The 16,266-nt window shown below is 71.4% G+C and carries 17 protein-coding genes and 1 pseudogene; 12 read left to right on the forward strand and 6 right to left on the reverse strand.

Translation table 11 applies throughout. The features are described from left to right. Window positions 1-284 precede the first annotated feature (284 nt). From JW592_RS21275 to ygfZ, 4 genes are all read left to right on the forward strand, one after another. Window positions 285-872, forward strand: coding sequence for a heme-binding beta-barrel domain-containing protein (locus JW592_RS21275; RefSeq protein WP_209266782.1), 588 nt, complete (start codon window positions 285-287; stop codon window positions 870-872). A 388-nt stretch (window positions 873-1,260) separates the two neighbouring features. After that, the gene (locus JW592_RS33420) at window positions 1,261-2,115 is read left to right on the forward strand and encodes an LAETG motif-containing sortase-dependent surface protein (protein ID WP_209266783.1); all 855 of its coding nucleotides are present in this window, start codon (window positions 1,261-1,263) and stop codon (window positions 2,113-2,115) included. 77 nt (window positions 2,116-2,192) lie between these two features. Further along, the gene (locus JW592_RS21285; RefSeq protein WP_307805489.1) at window positions 2,193-2,744 is read left to right on the forward strand and encodes a Fur family transcriptional regulator; all 552 of its coding nucleotides are present in this window, start codon (window positions 2,193-2,195) and stop codon (window positions 2,742-2,744) included. A 19-nt stretch (window positions 2,745-2,763) separates the two neighbouring features. After that, complete coding sequence (gene ygfZ / locus JW592_RS21290) at window positions 2,764-3,777, forward strand: CAF17-like 4Fe-4S cluster assembly/insertion protein YgfZ (protein ID WP_209266784.1); 1,014 nt, start codon at window positions 2,764-2,766, stop codon at window positions 3,775-3,777. 125 nt (window positions 3,778-3,902) lie between these two features. Here ygfZ and dtd read toward each other — a convergent pair whose 3' ends face one another. Then, entirely contained in the window at window positions 3,903-4,328 is a 426-nt protein-coding gene (gene dtd / locus JW592_RS21295; protein ID WP_209266785.1) for a D-aminoacyl-tRNA deacylase, read from the reverse strand. Window positions 4,329-4,479: 151 nt separating this feature from the next. On the opposite strand from dtd, the gene JW592_RS21300 reads away from it, so the two are divergent. The 3 genes from JW592_RS21300 to JW592_RS21310 all read left to right on the forward strand — a co-directional run bounded on the left by JW592_RS21300 (window position 4,480) and on the right by JW592_RS21310 (window position 7,496). Beyond that, window positions 4,480-5,031: an RsiG family protein gene (locus tag JW592_RS21300; protein WP_209266786.1), complete on the forward strand. Its 552-nt coding sequence runs from the start codon at window positions 4,480-4,482 to the stop codon at window positions 5,029-5,031. 178 nt (window positions 5,032-5,209) lie between these two features. Beyond that, the gene (locus JW592_RS21305; protein ID WP_209266787.1) at window positions 5,210-6,160 is read left to right on the forward strand and encodes an asparaginase; all 951 of its coding nucleotides are present in this window, start codon (window positions 5,210-5,212) and stop codon (window positions 6,158-6,160) included. Window positions 6,161-6,224: 64 nt separating this feature from the next. Further along, the gene (locus JW592_RS21310) at window positions 6,225-7,496 is read left to right on the forward strand and encodes a GNAT family N-acetyltransferase (RefSeq protein ID WP_209266788.1); all 1,272 of its coding nucleotides are present in this window, start codon (window positions 6,225-6,227) and stop codon (window positions 7,494-7,496) included. Window positions 7,497-7,545: 49 nt separating this feature from the next. Here the strand turns inward: JW592_RS21310 and JW592_RS21315 are convergent, their stop codons facing one another. Then, window positions 7,546-8,169, reverse strand: a complete 624-nt coding sequence (locus JW592_RS21315) for a dihydrofolate reductase family protein (protein WP_209266789.1) — start codon at window positions 8,167-8,169, stop codon at window positions 7,546-7,548. A 298-nt stretch (window positions 8,170-8,467) separates the two neighbouring features. Further along, window positions 8,468-8,650 carry a hypothetical protein gene (locus JW592_RS21320; RefSeq protein WP_209266790.1) on the reverse strand — a complete coding sequence of 61 codons (183 nt, stop codon included), beginning with the start codon at window positions 8,648-8,650 and terminating at the stop codon, window positions 8,468-8,470. Between the two features lie 246 nt (window positions 8,651-8,896). On the opposite strand from JW592_RS21320, the gene JW592_RS21325 reads away from it, so the two are divergent. From JW592_RS21325 to JW592_RS21340, 4 genes are all read left to right on the forward strand, one after another. Beyond that, window positions 8,897-9,763: a FadR/GntR family transcriptional regulator gene (locus JW592_RS21325; RefSeq protein WP_307805490.1), complete on the forward strand. Its 867-nt coding sequence runs from the start codon at window positions 8,897-8,899 to the stop codon at window positions 9,761-9,763. 180 nt (window positions 9,764-9,943) lie between these two features. Next, complete coding sequence (locus JW592_RS21330; RefSeq protein ID WP_209266792.1) at window positions 9,944-11,059, forward strand: aminoglycoside phosphotransferase family protein; 1,116 nt, start codon at window positions 9,944-9,946, stop codon at window positions 11,057-11,059. A 112-nt stretch (window positions 11,060-11,171) separates the two neighbouring features. Next, complete coding sequence (locus JW592_RS21335; protein WP_209266793.1) at window positions 11,172-11,897, forward strand: HAD family hydrolase; 726 nt, start codon at window positions 11,172-11,174, stop codon at window positions 11,895-11,897. Window positions 11,898-11,956: 59 nt separating this feature from the next. After that, on the forward strand, window positions 11,957-12,376 hold the full coding sequence (locus JW592_RS21340) for an ankyrin repeat domain-containing protein (RefSeq protein WP_209266794.1): 420 nt from the start codon (window positions 11,957-11,959) through the stop codon (window positions 12,374-12,376). Window positions 12,377-12,421: 45 nt separating this feature from the next. On the opposite strand, the pseudogene JW592_RS21345 reads toward JW592_RS21340, so the two are convergent. The 3 genes and pseudogenes from JW592_RS21345 to abc-f form a co-directional block, all read right to left on the reverse strand. Next, window positions 12,422-12,559 (reverse strand): annotated as a pseudogene (locus JW592_RS21345) (SAM-dependent methyltransferase); the annotation flags it as partial. A 91-nt stretch (window positions 12,560-12,650) separates the two neighbouring features. Further along, the gene (locus JW592_RS21350) at window positions 12,651-13,535 is read right to left on the reverse strand and encodes a Vgb family protein (protein ID WP_209266829.1); all 885 of its coding nucleotides are present in this window, start codon (window positions 13,533-13,535) and stop codon (window positions 12,651-12,653) included. An 83-nt stretch (window positions 13,536-13,618) separates the two neighbouring features. Further along, window positions 13,619-15,280, reverse strand: a complete 1,662-nt coding sequence (gene abc-f, locus JW592_RS21355) for a ribosomal protection-like ABC-F family protein (protein ID WP_209266795.1) — start codon at window positions 15,278-15,280, stop codon at window positions 13,619-13,621. A gap of 258 nt (window positions 15,281-15,538) precedes the next feature. Between abc-f and JW592_RS21360 the strand changes: the two genes are divergently transcribed. Then, window positions 15,539-16,258, forward strand: a complete 720-nt coding sequence (locus JW592_RS21360; protein ID WP_307805491.1) for a TetR/AcrR family transcriptional regulator — start codon at window positions 15,539-15,541, stop codon at window positions 16,256-16,258. Window positions 16,259-16,266 lie beyond the last annotated feature (8 nt).

The following is a 16,266-nucleotide window of genomic DNA, read 5'->3' on the forward strand; positions in this document are numbered from 1 at the left end:
TCGCTCACTGGGGCGTCTGCTGGGGCGTCTGCAGAGGCCACTGGCCGAGGGCTCCGCTGAGGGACCCCTCACAGGGCCGTTCCCGGCGACCACGACTAGACTCGGTCGCGTCACCGAACACCGCGCAAGGAGACCCACCCCGTGCTTGAGGCATTCTTCACCGCCCTGATGGTCCTGGTCTGCATCGGCACCGTGGCCTTCGCGGGGCTGACCTTCAAGAAGCTCTACCAGGGCCAGCGCTGAGCGCTCGCCACCCCCGCCACAGCTAGGGATCGACCAGCTCCATGATCGAGATTCCGTCCGACCTCCACCCGGACCTCGTCCCCCTCGCCTTCCTCCTCGGCAACTGGACCGGGGCCGGCGTGGCCGCGCTCGAAACCACGCAGAGCGGCGAGCAGGGCGAGGAGAGCAAGTGCAATTTCGGGCAGGAGCTCACCTTCACCCACGACGGGCGTGACTTCCTGGAGTACACCTCGCACTCCTGGGAGCTGGACGCCGAGGGGAAGAAGGTCCGACCGCTGGAGACGGAGACGGGCTACTGGCGGATCGACAAGGACCGCAAGGTCGAGGTCGTGATGATCCGCGATCAGGGCATCGCGGAGGTCTGGTACGGCGAGCTGGCCGAGAAGAAGCCCCAGATCGATCTGGCGACCGACGCGGTGGCCCGCACCGCCGCCGCGGGCGAGTACAGCGGTGGCAAGCGGCTGTACGGCTATGTGAACGGCGACCTGATGTGGGTGGGCGAGAAGGCCACGCCCCAGGTGCCGCTGCGGCCTTATATGTCGGCGCATCTGAAGAAGATCGTCGACCCCAAGGAATGGGCCAAGGACGTCGTGGATCTTCCCGACGACGGAATCGCTTTTTTCCGCTGACGCTTTTCGGGACTGCCGTCGGCAGACCGCTGCCCGGCTCGTTGATTGTTGTTTGCTGAACAGCCCCCCACCGGCCGGGAAACTGACAAGTCGTCGGACGTCTCGACGGTGTCACGATTGTGAAAGCTGTGAAATAGCGCCTTGTTCACGGCGGGGTTCGGGAACTCTCTTTCACCCCCGCGAGCGTGGCGAACCCCCAGGTCACAGCCTGCGCGAATGCATAGGGTCCCGTGCCGGTCGCCCTGCGTCGACAAGCTAATGCGTGCCTCCGAGTGATAAGAATGGCGTCAATCCATTCACCGGCTCGAGTGCCGGCGAGGCCGAGCCGCGCGTTTCCCGCGCCCGCTCGCCGCTGCGCTCGGCTGCCCAACGGGGAAAAGGCACTTCTGTGAATCGTTCTCGCATTACTTCCGCCGCCGCCACCGCTGCGCTGCTCGGCGGACTCGGTGTCGCCCAACTGGCCACCGCAGCAGGCGCGTTCGCGTACGACAGCGGCGCCGACCTCCACTCCGGTGCCGCGACCGGCTTCCTGTACAACCGGAGCACCGGCGAGGTCAAGGACGGCTTCTCGATCACGGTGGGCAACACCGGCCCCGAAGCCACCCGGGCAACCCTCACCGTCACGGGGGTCAAGAACGTCCACTTCGACACCCGTAAGAACGGCAACAAGCCGTCCTTCAAGCGGGACCTCGAAGGGGGCAAGGCGTACAACCACAACCTCACCGTCAAGTCCCTCAGCGAGAAGCAGGTCGTCGTCTCGTTCGACCTGAAGGCGGACAACGACGAGGCCGAGGTCGTCAACATCCCGGGCTTCATCTCCGGCGAGAAGCAGACGCTGCGCACCAGCATCAAGGGCGACAAGCCGGACCCGGACACCAGCAACAACACCAAGACCATGAAGTACTCGGTCAACGCTCCGGACTGGAACCCCGACAAGCCCAAGCCGACCGAGAAGCCCACCCAGAAGCCGACCGAGAAGCCCTCCGACAAGCCGTCGAAGCCCTCGGAGCCCACGCAGAAGCCCACCAGCAAGCCGTCCAAGCCCAGCGACGACGCCTCCGACGCCAACACCCCGGCGCCGGCGGGCGGCTCCGACAAGGGCGACAGCGACAAGGGCGGCGACCTCGCCGAGACCGGCAGCAGTTCCAACACGCCGCTGCTCGTCGGCGGTGCGGGTGCGCTCGTCGTGATCGGTGGCCTGGCCGTCTTCGCCGCCAAGCGGAAGAAGGCCGGCCAGAACTGATCGCCTTCTTCTTCCAGTAGCGCGGGTCCGGGTGCCACGGGGGCACCCGGGCCCGCGCCGCTTCTACACTGGACCCCGTGGCTACCACCGACTGGCAGAGCGACCTCAGGGCGCGCGGATACCGGCTCACTCCGCAGCGCCAGCTCGTGCTGGAGGCCGTGGACAAGCTGGAGCACTCGACCCCCGACGACATCCTCGCCGAGGTCCGCCGCACGGCCGGCAGCGTCAACATCTCGACGGTCTACCGCACGCTGGAGCTGCTGGAGGAGCTGGGCCTGGTCTCCCACGCGCACCTCGGGCACGGCGCGCCCACCTACCACCTGGCCGACCGGCATCACCATATGCACCTGGTCTGCCGGGACTGCACCGATGTCATCGAGGCCGATCTGTCCGTCGCCGAGCCCTTCACCACGGCCCTGCGGGAACGCTTCGGCTTCGAGACGGACATGAAGCACTTCGCGATCTTCGGGCAGTGCGAGAAGTGCGGCGCGGAGTCCGGCGGGGCCGCCGGTGCCGAGGGGGACGCCGGTGCCGACGGGGACGACGCCGACGGGGACCACGGTGCCGAGGGGGACCGCCAGGGCGGCGGGACCGGACCGGCCGCCGGCAAGCCGCGGGGCGCCGCGTAGCCCGTCGTAGGCTGGGCGTATGTCCTCCAGCAGTTCGAGCAACAGCGCCCCCGCTCCCGCCCCCAGCCCGCTGCTGACCCTGCCCGGCGCGGTGGCGGCCGAAGCCCCCGACGCGGGCGTGGCGGCCCACTACGGCGACCTGTTCAAGGAGCAGCGCGCCCTCGCCGACGGGACCGGATTCGTGGACCTGTCACACCGCGGCGTGGTCACCGTCTCCGGCGAGGACCGGCTCTCCTGGCTGCACCTGTTGCTGACCCAGCACGTGGAAAAGCTCCCGCCCGGACAGGCCACCGACGCGCTGATCCTCTCCGCGAACGGGCACATCGAACAGGCGCTGCAACTCGTGGACGACGGGACGACGGTGTGGATGCACACCGAGCCCGGCAAGCAGGGCGAGCTGATCGCCTACCTGGAGAGCATGCGGTTCTTCTACCGCGTCGAGATCGCCGACCGGACGCCGGACGTGGCCGTCGTCCACCTGCCCGCAGGATCCATCGCCGAGGTGCCGGACAGCGCCCTGGCCGTGCGGGAGACCTCGTTCGGGCGTGACCTGTTCCTGCCGCGCGGCGAGCTGACCGGCTTCGCCGCCGCTCACGGGCCGGCCGTCGGGGTGCTCGCCTACGAGGCGCTGCGCGTCGAGGCGCGGCGGCCCCGGCTGGGCATGGAGACCGACCACCGGACCATCCCCCATGAGGTGGGCTGGATCGGCTCCGCCGTGCACCTGGAGAAGGGTTGCTACCGCGGCCAGGAGACGGTGGCGCGCGTCCACAACCTGGGGAAACCGCCCCGGCGGCTGGTCTTTCTGCACCTGGACGGCAGCGAGGTACGCCTCCCGGTGCACGGCGACGCCGTACGGCTCGCGGCCCAGGGCCTGGAGGGGCGGCAGATCGGGTTCGTCACCACCTCGGCCCGCCACCACGAGCTGGGGCCGATCGCGCTGGCGCTGGTGAAGCGGAACGTCGATCCGGACGCGGAGCTGATCGTCGGCCCGGACGCCACCGCCGCCGCGCAGGAAGTGGTCGTCGCTCCCTGAGGCCCGCCGCTCCCCGGGGGGCGTCCGCTGAGCCGCCGCTTCCCGGGGGCGCCGTCCACTCCGCCGTCCGCTGAGGCCCGCCGTCCGCTGAGGCCCGCCGCCCGCTGAGGGCCCCGAAGAGGCCCTCACACCTCCAGCAGCACGGTGAAGGGGCCGTCGTTCGTCAGGGACACCTTCATATCGGCGCCGAAGACGCCGGTCGCCACGGTGGCGCCCAGCGCCCGCAGCTGCGCGACCACCTCGTCGACCATGGGCTCGGCGACATCACCGGGCGCGGCGCCGTTCCAGGTGGGCCGCCGCCCCTTGCGCGCGTCACCGTAGAGAGTGAACTGGCTGATCACCAGCAGCGGCGCTCCGGTGTCCGAACACGACTTCTCCTCGTGCAGAATCCGCACCGACCACAGCTTGCGCGCGAGCTGCGCCGCCTTCTCCTTCGTGTCGTCGTGCGTGACTCCGACCAGCACGCACAGACCTTCGCCGACTATCTGACCAACGGTCTCGCCGTCCACGGTGACGCGCGCGCCGTCCACTCTCTGCACCACTGCTCGCATGACCGCCATGATGCCGTGCCGCCGTTCGGCGGGGGCACGGCCACCATCCGGCGGGTGAGGAGCGGTGCGCGCAAGGGGCACAGAGTGGCACGATGCGCACACGCGGTGCGTTCAGCAAGTACCGCGCAATGGGATGAGGGGACACAAGCCCATGAGCACAACCGGAGCGGGCCGGTCCCGGACACCGCGACAGTCCGGGGCCCTGGAGGTCCTGCGTGAGCCGGAGCAGCCGGATCTGCACGCGCTGTGCCTGCGCGAACTGCGGGTCCTGCGGCGCTCGGCCCAGCAGGACGAGGCGGATCTGAGCTATGTACGCAGACTGCTCCAGGGGCGTATCGACATCCTCCGTGCCGAGGTGGCCCGGCGCAGCTCGGCAGGGTCACCGCTGCTCGACCTGCTGCCGCAGATCCTCGCCGACGGCCCGCCCAGCCACCGCTCCTCGGCGCGGCATGTGACACTCGCCGCACCGCGCAGCGAGGAGTACCGCACGCTGGCCGAGGAGATGCTGGCCGAGGTGGAGCTGAGCGACCTCGAGGCCCGCACCGACGGCGAGCTGCACGACGCGATGGCCCGGCTCGTGCGCTACGAGCAACAGGTCTCCCGCCGCCGCCAGTCCCTCCAGCACACGGCCGATGAGTGCAGCACGGAGATCGCCCGCCGGTACCGGGAGGGAGAGGCACAGGTGGACGACCTGCTGCCGTAGGCGGGGAGAGGCATGCGCAGCGGCTGCGGGAGCCGTCGGAGCGGTTCGGGGCGGGGACGTCCGTGCGGTTCGGGGAGGGGTGTCCGTTCTGCGCCGTCGCGAGTCCGGTTACGGTGAAGGGTCACATCCGTCTGCCCCGTACGCCGCACCCCGGCGTTCACCACTGGAAGGTCCCGAGATGCCCGAGATACTCCCCGTGCTCGCCGAGGTCGTCAGGTCCGGCTTCACCGAGGGGCAGCACCGGGGCTCGCTGGTGGTGCTGGCGGCCGACGGAAGTGTCATCTGCGCGCTGGGCGACCCGGAGGCGCCCGTCTTCCCCCGCTCGGCGAACAAGCCGTTCCAGGCGTCGGCTGTGCTGCGCTCGGGGCTCGAGCTGGCCGGCGAACGGCTGGCGCTGGCTGCCGCGAGTCACTCCGGGGAGGGCTTCCAGCTCGACCTGGTCCGCACGATGCTCGCCGAGCACGGGCTGGCCGAGTCCCATCTGAAGTGCCCCGCCTCCCTCCCGCTGGACGAGGAGGAGGCGGAGGCGTTCCTGGCTGCCGGCTCCACCCGCACCCCGCTGGCCATGGACTGCTCCGGCAAGCACGCCGCGATGCTCGCCGCCTGCCGGGCAGGCGGCTGGCCCGTGGACAGCTATCTCGACCCCGACCACCCGCTGCAGAAGCTGGTCCGCGAGACGCTGGAGGAGAGCACCGGCGACCCCGTGGCGCACACGGGTGTGGACGGCTGCGGTGCCCCGCTGATGGCCGTCTCGCTGACCGGCCTCGCACGCGGCTACCGTGCGCTGGCCCTGGCCTCGCCGCAGACCCCCGAGGGGCGGGTCGCCGAGGCGATGCGCGCCCACCCCGAGTACGTGGGCGGCACCCGCCGGCACGACAGCTGGCTGATGCGGGAACTGCCCGGCGCGGTCAGCAAGATGGGTGCCGAGGCGGTGCAGGGGTTCGCGCTGCCGGACGGGCGCGCCCTCGCGCTCAAGATCGAGGACGGCGCAGGGCGGGCGCTGGGCCCCGTGCTGGCCCGGGCGCTCTCCGTCCACCTGGGGGTGAGCTCACCGGTGCTGGAGCGGATCGGGACGGTTCCGGTCCTGGGCGGCGGCGTGCGGGTCGGCGAGGTCCGCGCGGCGTTCTGAGGACACCTGCGGAACCGGGAAAATCAAGGTGCGCCCGGCCCGGGCGTGCGCCTAGCGTGATCGCATGGTGAACCGTGTCGAGATCCGCACTCTGGCTGGTTCCGAGGAGTACCCCGAGTGGCTGCGCGCCGTCTCCACCGGGTTCTTCCGCGGTCCGGCCGTCACCGACGAGGAAGCGCAGGTCCGTGCACTTGGCACCGACCTGGCCCGGGTCCAGGGCGCCTTCGACGGTGGCCGATGCGTGGCCACCTTCCGGACGATGCCGCAGGCGATGACCGTTCCCGGCGGGGCGACGCAGGACGCGTGCGCGGTCACCGCCGTCACCGTCTCTCCCACCCACCGGCGGCGCGGACTGCTGACCGGGATGATGGCGAACGCGCTGAGCGCGGCCAAGGAGCGCGGGGACGCGATCGCCAGCCTGATCGCGGCCGAGTACCCGATCTACGGACGGTACGGCTTCGGCCCGGCGGCCTGGACCACCGAGTGGGAGGTGCTGACCTCCCGTACGGGCCTGGACCGGCGCTACGCCGGCCCGGCCGACCTGGGGGACGGCGGACGAGTCGAGTTGGTGGACGCCGCCGAGTTCCGGAAGCTGCTGCCCGCCGTGCACGAGCGGTTCCGTACCGGGCCGCAGCGGCAGGGCGCCGTCGACCGCGACGAGAAGTGGTGGCGGCTGGCCACCGGCGACCTGCGCTTCCCCGACGACGGCTACACGCCCGCCTTCCACGCCGTCTACCGCGACGCCGACGGGCAGCCGCAGGGCGGGGTGTCCTACACCTCCGATGACGTATGGCAGGCCAAGCAGCCCGAGCAGACCGTGACAGTGCGGGACCTGTTCGCCACCACGGCCGCCGGGGAGGCGGCGCTGTGGCGGTTCGTCCTGGCGATGGACTGGGTGCAGCGGGTACGGACAGGTCTGCGCGCCCCGGACGACGTCCTGCCGCTGCTGCTGCCGGACCCGCGCGCCGCGCGCACCGTCGCCCACGCCGACTGGCTGTGGATACGGCCGCTGGACGTTCCGCGCATGCTGACCGCCCGCAGCTACCCCGTCGAGGGCTCGCTGGTGCTCCAGGTGCGGGACAAGGACGGCTACGCGGCCGGGTGCTTCAAGCTGGAGGCGGACGGACCGCGCGGCGGGGCGCGGTGCGCGGCCACGACGGAAGACCCCGAACTCTCGCTGGACGTCTCCGAACTCGGTGCGCTGTTCCTGGGGGACGAATCGCCCATGCGGCTGGCGGCGCTGAGCCGGCTGACCGAGCACCGCGAGGGTGCCGCACAGCGTGCGGAGGTCCTTTTCCGCACGGCCCGACGGCCATGGTGCCCGGACGTGTTCTAGGAGGCAGCCCGACCACCCGGAAAGCCGCCCGCCTCGCACGGCCGAGTTCTCAGGACTGCGCGCCGGCCTCGTACGTCCCGTACTGAGGAAGTCCGGTCGACTCGTACACCTGCGCCGTGACTCCGCTCGGTGTCGTCTCGCAGTTCAGCAGCCGCAGACCGGCCGGAACACCCTCCTCCGGAAACAGCCGCCGGCCGCTACCCACGACGACCGGCGCGACCATCAGCCGCAACTCGTCGACCAGCCCGGCGGCCAGCAGCGACGCACCGAGCCGGGCACTGCCGTGGATCTGCACCTCCCGCCCGGGTTGCCGTTTGAGTTCGGCGACCTGCGCCGGCACGTCGCCGGCCAGGACCGTGGTCGGCTTCCAGTCGGCCTTGATCGGACGGTGTGTGGCCACATACTTCGGCAAGCCGTTGAGTTTGGCGGCGGCCGGGTCGTCCGGATCGTCCATCGTCGGCCAGTCGCGCGCGAAGTTGTCATAGGTATGGCGACCGAACAGGAACGCGTCCACCTCGTCGAGCCAGCCCGTGGTGATCCGCATGAACGCCTCGTCCAGATGCGGCACGAGCCAACCTCCCCGCGTGAACCCGTCACTGGGGTCCTCCTCCGGGGACCCGGGACCTTGCGCCACGCCGTCCAGCGACAGGAACTCCTGCAGAACCAACTTCACGGTGCACTGCCTTTCCTCAGCCGAGACGCGTGCCGCCCCGGCTCAGTGGAGACCACCCGGCCCATGAGAACTCATCGGTTGCCGCCGCAGTCCCCGCAGCCCCGGCAGCTCTCACAGCCCTCACACTCCGCAGCCTCAGGCTTCGCTCGTGCGTGGACCTCGGGTGGTGCCGATCACCGGATCAGCCGGTGAAATCGTCGGATGCCGTCGTCAAGCCGCCTTCCCCGTGGCGTGGGTTGATGGGAGGGGAAGGCGGCATGACAGCGGCCCCCGTGGCCGGGGCGAGCGCCCCGTGCGGTCAGGGATGGAGCAGCAAGGTGGCTATCACCAGGGCTCCGGCGGTGCTGCATCCGGTGTGCCGGGCCTTGATGCCGATGCTCAGCAGCAGAAAGCCCACGAGGCCGAGGACCCCGTAGCGCACCTGGAGGAGCTGTTCGAAGGCGACGACGGCTACGGCTACGGCGAGCGCGAGGAGTGGCATGGCGGTCCCTCCTTCTCAGGCACGAGAGGAACGGCTGTGCTGGGAATGCGGAGTTCGCCCATGCGACATCGGACGGGCGGATGGCTCAGGGCCGACCAAGGAGCAGAACGGAACTGGTTGGTGAACCTGGCTGCCAGGTTCAGAAGTTGGTGACCAACTCGATTACTACATGCCCACTTGTCCGCCATTCGAAAACATCTCTCTGACAACTGACGGCCGATGACCGGAAGTTGTATGGTCATCGCTGTGACCAGGAAGCCGACCTCCGCAAGCGGACGCCGCCCGCGCGACGTGGTCGCCGACACTCTCCGTGAGCGCATCCGGAGCGGGGAACTCCAGCCCGGTACCCGCCTGCCCACCCAGCGTGAGCTGGAGGCCGAGTTCTCCGTAGGCCGCAGCGCCGTACGCGAGGCCCTCTCCGCGCTCGCCCAGGAGGGCCTCCTGGAACATGTGGGCCGGGGCGCCTCACCGACCGTCGCCGAACCCACCCACCACGCGGACGCCCCCCGTAGCGCCGGTGTGGAGCTGACGGACCGCCTCCACGCGGCATTTCAGTCCGAGACCGTCGTCATCGACGCCTTCTCGCTCACCACCGAGACCCTCAACAACGCCCTGGCCTGGCCCGTACGGCAGGTCATGGACCGCCAGCTCACCCCCCGCTCGGTCACGGCCCGCGTCCTGATCCCCAGCCTCGGAGCGCGGCTGGCCCTGCCCCGTCTGATAGACGACCCGGAAGACCCCAAGCCCAGAGAGCGGCTGCACCAGATACAGACCACCTACGTCAACGCCCTCAGAAACTCCCTCAGCTCCCTCTCCCAGTTCGGCACCGACGTCTCGCTGACCGTCCGCGCGGTGCCCCTCACCCCCACCCACAAGCTCTACCTGCTCAACCGCGACGAGGCCCTCATCGGCTACTACCAGGTGGTCAAGAACGAGGAGGCCGCCTTCGAAGGAGAGCAGCTCGCCCTCTATGACGTCCTCGGGCTGACCGCCAAACTCTTCCGCTCCGTCCGGGGCCCCGAAGCACGGGACGAACAGGAGGCGAGCTTCGTCGAGGAGTCGCAGGAGTTCTTCGACTCGCTCTGGACCACCATCGCCGTTCCCTTCGGATGACAGCCTTCGGATGACAGACCTACGGGTGACAGACCTACGGGTGACATGCCTTCGGGTGACATGCCTTCCCTTCGGGTGACCGGATAGGGAGCCGCGAGAGGCGGGCGGGCGGCAGCCGGTACAGTTCCCGCACCCCGGTGATCTCCGTGGCCCAGCCCACCCGCCCCGAGGACAGCGCCGATGACCTCACCCGCCCTGCAACAGGCCACAGCCGTCGGCGCCGTGGACGGGCCGCTGGCCGGCTACCACCGCGAGTGGTACGTCGTCCGGCCCGAGGGCGAGCTGACCCGGCTGGGACGGGTGAAGATCGGAGAACCCCGGCAGGGAGCCCTCTGGTTCGACCGGCGCTACTTCGCCTCCGAGGACGAGCTGCTGCTGGAGCTCGCCCGGCTCGGCGTACCGCGCGTGCCGCCGGTCCACCGGGTCCACTCGACCGGGACCGTCTTCCACGGCTTCATCGAGGGCCGCACGCTTGCGGCGCTCTCCCCCTGTGGGCGGCCCGTCGCACCCGTCCATCTGCGGCAGATCATGGAACGGTTCGCCTCGCTGAGCCGGCTGCGCCCCGGCGACGTACGGGCCCGCCGGCTCACGGTCGGCGAGCGCGGTGGCGAGCGCGACAGTGCCGGGTTTCCGCGTGTGCTGCTCGACTTCACCCGCGAGCGCGCCTACCGCGCACGCCTCCCGCGCTTCGGCCCGCTCTTCGCCCGCCTCGGCATCCCGCCCGACGCGCTGGGGCCCGGCTCGCGGCTGGCGGCAGAGGCAGCACGGATGAGCGCCCGTCCCGTCTGCCTTCTCCACGGTGACCTGCACCGGGCCAACTTCATCGTCGATCACGCCGACGCGCTGTGGACCATCGACTGGGAGCTGGCCTCCTTCGGGGACCCGCTCTACGACCTGGCGACGCACCTGTATCTGATGGGCTACCCCGCCTCCCAGCAGGCCCGCGTGGTCGAGGAATGGCAGCGGACCGTCGCCCCGCTGCTGCCCGGAGCCGACGCGCGGCTGGCCGAGGACCTGCCGCGCTACCTCGACTACAAGCGGGCCCAGTCCGTCTTCACCGATGTGGTGCGGCAGGCTGTCGCGGTCGCCGACGCCGTCGACTCGCCCGCCTTCGCCGGTCAACTGGGGCAGTCGGCCAAGCTGGTGCACGACGTGCTGGTACGGGCCGCCGAGCCGCTGGAGCTGAGCGACGTACCGAGCCCGGGCGCCGTCGAACTGGCATACGCGGATTTCTGCGCCGGGTCGGACCTCCGCGCCGCGTCCACGGACCGCCGATCGGGGCCCGACAGCCGCTGACCGCGCGGGCCGAGCCTGCGACAATCACTGCCTGCCTGGCCGAAGGCACTGGGCCGGTACGGGCGGTACGCCCGTCGGCCGACGAACGGGGACACAGAGGATGGTGGCGGCAGTGGAGCGTCAGATCAGCTCGGCGCAGTGCGTGATATTCGACTTCGACGGACCGTTGTGCCACCTCTTCGCCAGGCGCACCGCCGCCTCGGTCGCCGGTCGGCTCCGCGCCGCGTACGCGGCCACCTCCGACGGCTCCGCCGGGTCCTGGCCCGAGACCACCGACCCCCTGCGGCTGCTGACCGCCGCCTTCGACGACCCGACGCTGCTGGAGCCGCAGAGCGCACAGCGGATGGAACGGTCCCTGACGCGGGAAGAGGTCGCCGCCGCCGAGGTGGCCTTCCCCACCGGATACGCCGACACGCTCGTACGTACCCTGTGCGCCACGGGACGTAGGGTCGCCGTCGCCACCGACAACTCCGCCGAGGCCGTCGAGCGCTATCTCGCCGGACGCTCGCTGCTGGAGGCATTCTCCCCCGCTCGGCGGCCGGGAAGTGCCCCCAGCCGGGTGTGCGGCCGGGTGTGCGACGGAGCCGCGCTCAAGCTGAAGCCCGACCCGGACTGTGTGCTGCGGGCCCTGGAATCGGCGGGCACCGAGGCCGCCGAAACGGTGATGATCGGGGACTCCGAGCGGGATGTCGCGGCGGCGCGGGCCGCCGGAGTCGGCTTCGTGGGCTATGCACGCAACGAACGCAAGGGGCGGGAGCTGCGCCGCGCCGGCGCCGAGTGGGTGGTGGCCTCGCTACGCGACATACTGCTCACGGTCGACCCCCTGGCCCATGTGTGAGCCCTACCGGACACCGGCCAAAGCAGCCTTCGGCCGTCCTCCCTCCGTACGCTGGCCCCATGAGTGACGCACCCACCCCCGCGAGCGACGAACCCGCACACGACCCCGAGGTCCTGGAACTGGCCCAGAAGGTGTTCGACCTGGCCCGGCACGGCGACACGGACACCGTCGCCGCCTACGTCAAGGCGGGCGTCCCGGCGAACCTGAGCAACGACAAGGGCGACACCCTTCTGATGCTGGCCGCCTACCACGGCCGTCCGGAGACCGTCCGCGCCCTCCTCGCGCAGGGCGCCGACCCCGACCGCGTCAACGACCGGGGCCAGTCCCCGCTCGCCGGCGCGGTCTTCAAGGGCGAGGACGAGGTGGTGCGGATTCTGGTCGAGGCGGGCGCCGACCCGCAGGCGGGCACGCCCTCCGCCGTGGAGACGGCCCGGATGTTCGAGAAGCAGGAGCTGCTGGCGCTCTTCGGCGCGGAGTGAGCCACGGACCCGCGCGGGAACGAACGCGGCCGGGTCGGCGCCGGATCAGGCCGGCTTGCGCGCCTCGATGAGGAAGCGCGCCGAGTGCGCGACGAACGGGCCCTCGGCCCCGATCCGGTCGTGCAGCTCCCGCAGGCGGTCGCGGTAGCGCTCCACGGTGAAGCCCGGGACCGTCCAGCGAACGAGCGTGTCATCCCTCCACCCTGACGAACCCGTCCCGGCCGGGCCAGCCGATTTCCGCCGGCCCGGGAATGGCCCCTCGCCCCGGAGCCCGCTACGGGGTCCCCGTGCCGATCCTGACCACCTCCCCCAGCTCCAGGGCGACATGGAGCGTCCCGTCCGGCCCCACGGTCAGGCCGTGCGGCTCCGATCCCGGTACGGGCAGCGGGTGCTCCGAGATATGGCCGGACGGGTCGCGGCGGGCGACCCGGTTCCCGGCCCACTCGGTGATCCAGCAGGTGCCGTCCGGCGCCACGGCCACCGCGTGCGGTCTGGACTCGCGGTCGGGCAGCGGGAATTCGTCGATACGGCCGTCCGGGGTGATCCGGCCCAGTTGCCCTGCGCCGATCTCCACGAACCACAGCTCCCGCTCACCACAGGCGATCCCCACCGGGGCAGCGCCCTTGGTGGGCAGGCGATGCAGGGTGACGCTGCCGTCGAGCGCCACCCGGGCGATCGCGTCGGCCTGGTTCAGCGTGCACCACAGTGCGCCGTCGGGTCCCGCCACCAGGGCGGAGGGGAAGCACTCGGCGACCGGCAGCGGGAACTCGGTGACCTCTCCCTCGATGGTGATACGGCCGACGCGGTGAGCGCTGGTCTCGGTGAACCAGAGCGCACCATCCGCGCCCGCCGCGATACCGAACGGGCCGCACTCCGGCGTCGGCAGCGCGAAGGACTCGGCCCGGCCCGCCACCGTGATCCGGCCGATACGGTGGTCCTTGGTGCGGGTGAACCACAGGGCGCCGTCCGGCCCCGGTGTGATCACCGTGGGGCCGCAGCCGGGGGCGTCCAGCGCATACGTCGTCGTCCTGCCGTCCGGGGCGACGCGGGCGATGGCGCCCGCCGCCACGAGCGTCACCCACAGCGCGCCGTCCGGTCCTGTGACGACGTCGTAGGGGCCCGCTTCGGAACCGAAGGCGGCCGCCGTGGTCACAGCCACTTCCGGCGCCTTCGGCGCTGCTTCACTCGGCGCCTTCGGCGCGGGCGCGGCTGTGGATGTCTCGGGGTCGTGTCGGTTCGGGTTCACAAACGGCTCCTCTCCTGGGCCGTCCCCTCGGTCTCGGGGAGCGACGCTTCCGGTGCCTCCAGGGCGAGCTGCGCGCCTCGCCAGCGCTGCCGCAGCCTGCGGTCGTGGCTGACGACGACCAACGCTCCGTCGTACGCCTCCAAAGCCGCCTCCAACTCCTCGACCAGGGCGGGCGAGAGGTGGTTGGTCGGCTCGTCCAGCAGCAGGACATCGGCCGGTTCGGTCACCAGCCGGGCCAGCGCGAGGCGCTGCCGCTGGCCTGTGGAGAGCCGCGAGACGGGAACGGCCAGCCGCTCGGCGGCGAACAGCCCCAATGACAGCAGCCGCTGGGCGTGCTCCTCCAGCGAGCCGGGACGGCCGTGTGCGTACGCCTCCAGCAGCGTCGCCCCGCCCTCGCCGACCTCGGCGGCGAACTCGGGCTCCTGGGACAGGTATCCGATACGCCCCCGGCGCGAGACCCGGCCGGTGTCGGGTGCCAGCTCTCCGGCCAGGACGCCCAGCAGGGTGCTCTTGCCCGCCCCGTTCGGCCCCGTCACCAGCAGTCGCTCGCCGGCCGCCACGGTCAGCCCCGTACGGGGCAGCCTGCCCCGGACCCCGATCCCCTCGGCGTCCAGCACCGTGCCGCGCAGCCCGGCGCCGCGCAGGGGCGGTGCGAAGCGCAGTGGTTCGGGCGGGGGCGGCACAGGCTCCGCCAGCATGCGGCGCAGCCGCTCCTCGGCGTTGCGCACCCGGCCGGCGAGGGACTGCTGGACGCGTCCGGCCGCCCGGTCGTACGCCATCTTGTTGCCGTCCTTCATCGCCCTGCCGGGCGCCACTCGCCGCGCCGTGGTGGCCGCGGTCTCGCGCAGCCGCTCCGTCTCGGCCCGCCAGCGCTCGTGCGCCTCGGCCCAGCGCCGGCGCGCCGCGGCCTTCTCGGCGAGATAGCCCGCGTACCCGTTGCCGTAGCGGACGATTTGGCGGCGGTCGGCATCCACCTCCAGCAGCGTCGTCGTCACGCGCTCCAGGAAGGTGCGGTCGTGCGAGACGGCGATCGTCGTGCCGCGACGGGACCGTAGATGCTCTTCGAGCCAGCGCAGTGCCGCACCGTCGAGATGGTTGGTCGGCTCGTCCAGCAGCAGGACCTCCGGGCTCGCGGCCAGCAGTGCGGCCAGCCGGAGCCGCACCCGTTCACCGCCGGAGAGGCCGCCCACCGTTCGTCCACGGGGAAGCAGCCCCAGCCCGAGGCCGTGCAGGGCGCGCTCGACGCGGGCCTCCGCGTCGTACCCCCCGCGCAGTTCGAAGGCGGTCAGCAACTCGCCGTACTCCCGCAGAGCCGAGGTGTCGCCTTCCGCCATCGCCGCTTCCAGCGCGCGGAGGCGCTGTTCCATGGCGCGCAGCTCGCTCATCGCACCGTCGACCACCTGCTGCACGGTCAGCTCGGGAAGCAGCGTCTCTTCCTGGGGGAGGTAGCCGACACCGCCCTCGGCGTGCAGGACGATCTCTCCGCTGTCCGGCTTCTCGTCCCCGGCGAACAGGCGCAACAGCGTCGTCTTGCCGGAGCCGTTCTCTCCGACGATCCCGGCCCGCTCACCTGCGGAGAGCGCGCAGCTCACGCCGTCCAGAACCGTCCGGCCTTCGTACGACTTCGTGACGGCCGCGGCCGTGATCTGGGTAGGCACAGGTGCTCTCCAAAGCGATCGAGGGTGAGGCGGTCAGGGACCGCAGGACCGGGTGAACGCTCTGGTTGAGCATCGGCAGTTCCTCTTCCACGTCGGTGCAACTTCTCTGCTGGGCGCGACCGGCGACCTTTACAGCGACGCCTGTCGCGTTAAGATAGTGACACGGTGCCGCCGCCACGGCAAGAGGGATTTCGCAGTGCGGGGACGAGGCGGGGTGGGGTGGGATCGGATGGGGTGGAAAGCGGAGAGGGACGGAACGTGACTGCGGTGAAGACCGGGCACAGCGAAGAGAGCGAAGACGGCCAAGACAGCGAAGACAGCCAAGAGGAGGCGGCCGGGCCCCCGCCGACCGGCTCGCGGCGGCCCGGCTCCCGGCGGCCCGGCTCGCGGCGGCCCGGCGGCCGTACGGCACGCGTCCGCGAGCAGGTGCTGGAGGCCGTCGGCCCGCTGCTGGTGGAACATGGCTACGACGGCCTGACCGTCGATGCCGTCGCCGCACGATCGGGCGTGCACCGCGCGACGGTCTACCGCCGCTGGCGGGACGTGGGCGGGCTGCTCGCCGACGTACTCGACGCGGCGGGCGACGACGACTGGCGCCCGGCCGACACCGGCTCCCTGGAGGGCGACCTGCTGGCGCTCAACGAAGAGGTGCAGCAGGCGCTGACGGAGGAGCCGTCCCTCGCGCTCGCCCTGATCGCGGCCTCCTTCCGCTCCGAGGAGGCAGCACGGGCGCTGCGCCGCTTCTGGGAGGAGCGGTACGCGCGCTGCGAGGTGGTCGTGGACCGGGCGGTGCGACGCGGCGAGCTGAGCCCTCCGGTGGACGCGCGGAAACTCGTGGTGAGTTCGACGGCACCCGTCTACCACCATCGGGTGCTGCTGCACGCCGAGCCCGACCCGGAACTGCCCGCCGAGGCGGCCCGCGCGGCCGCGCTCGCCGCACGGGCCGGAGCGTTCACCGGCGCGCGAGCCGAGCCGTAGCCCGGCCG

Origin of the sequence: Streptomyces spirodelae (assembly GCF_017676385.1) — a bacterium.
GTDB lineage: Bacteria > Actinomycetota > Actinomycetes > Streptomycetales > Streptomycetaceae > Streptomyces > Streptomyces spirodelae.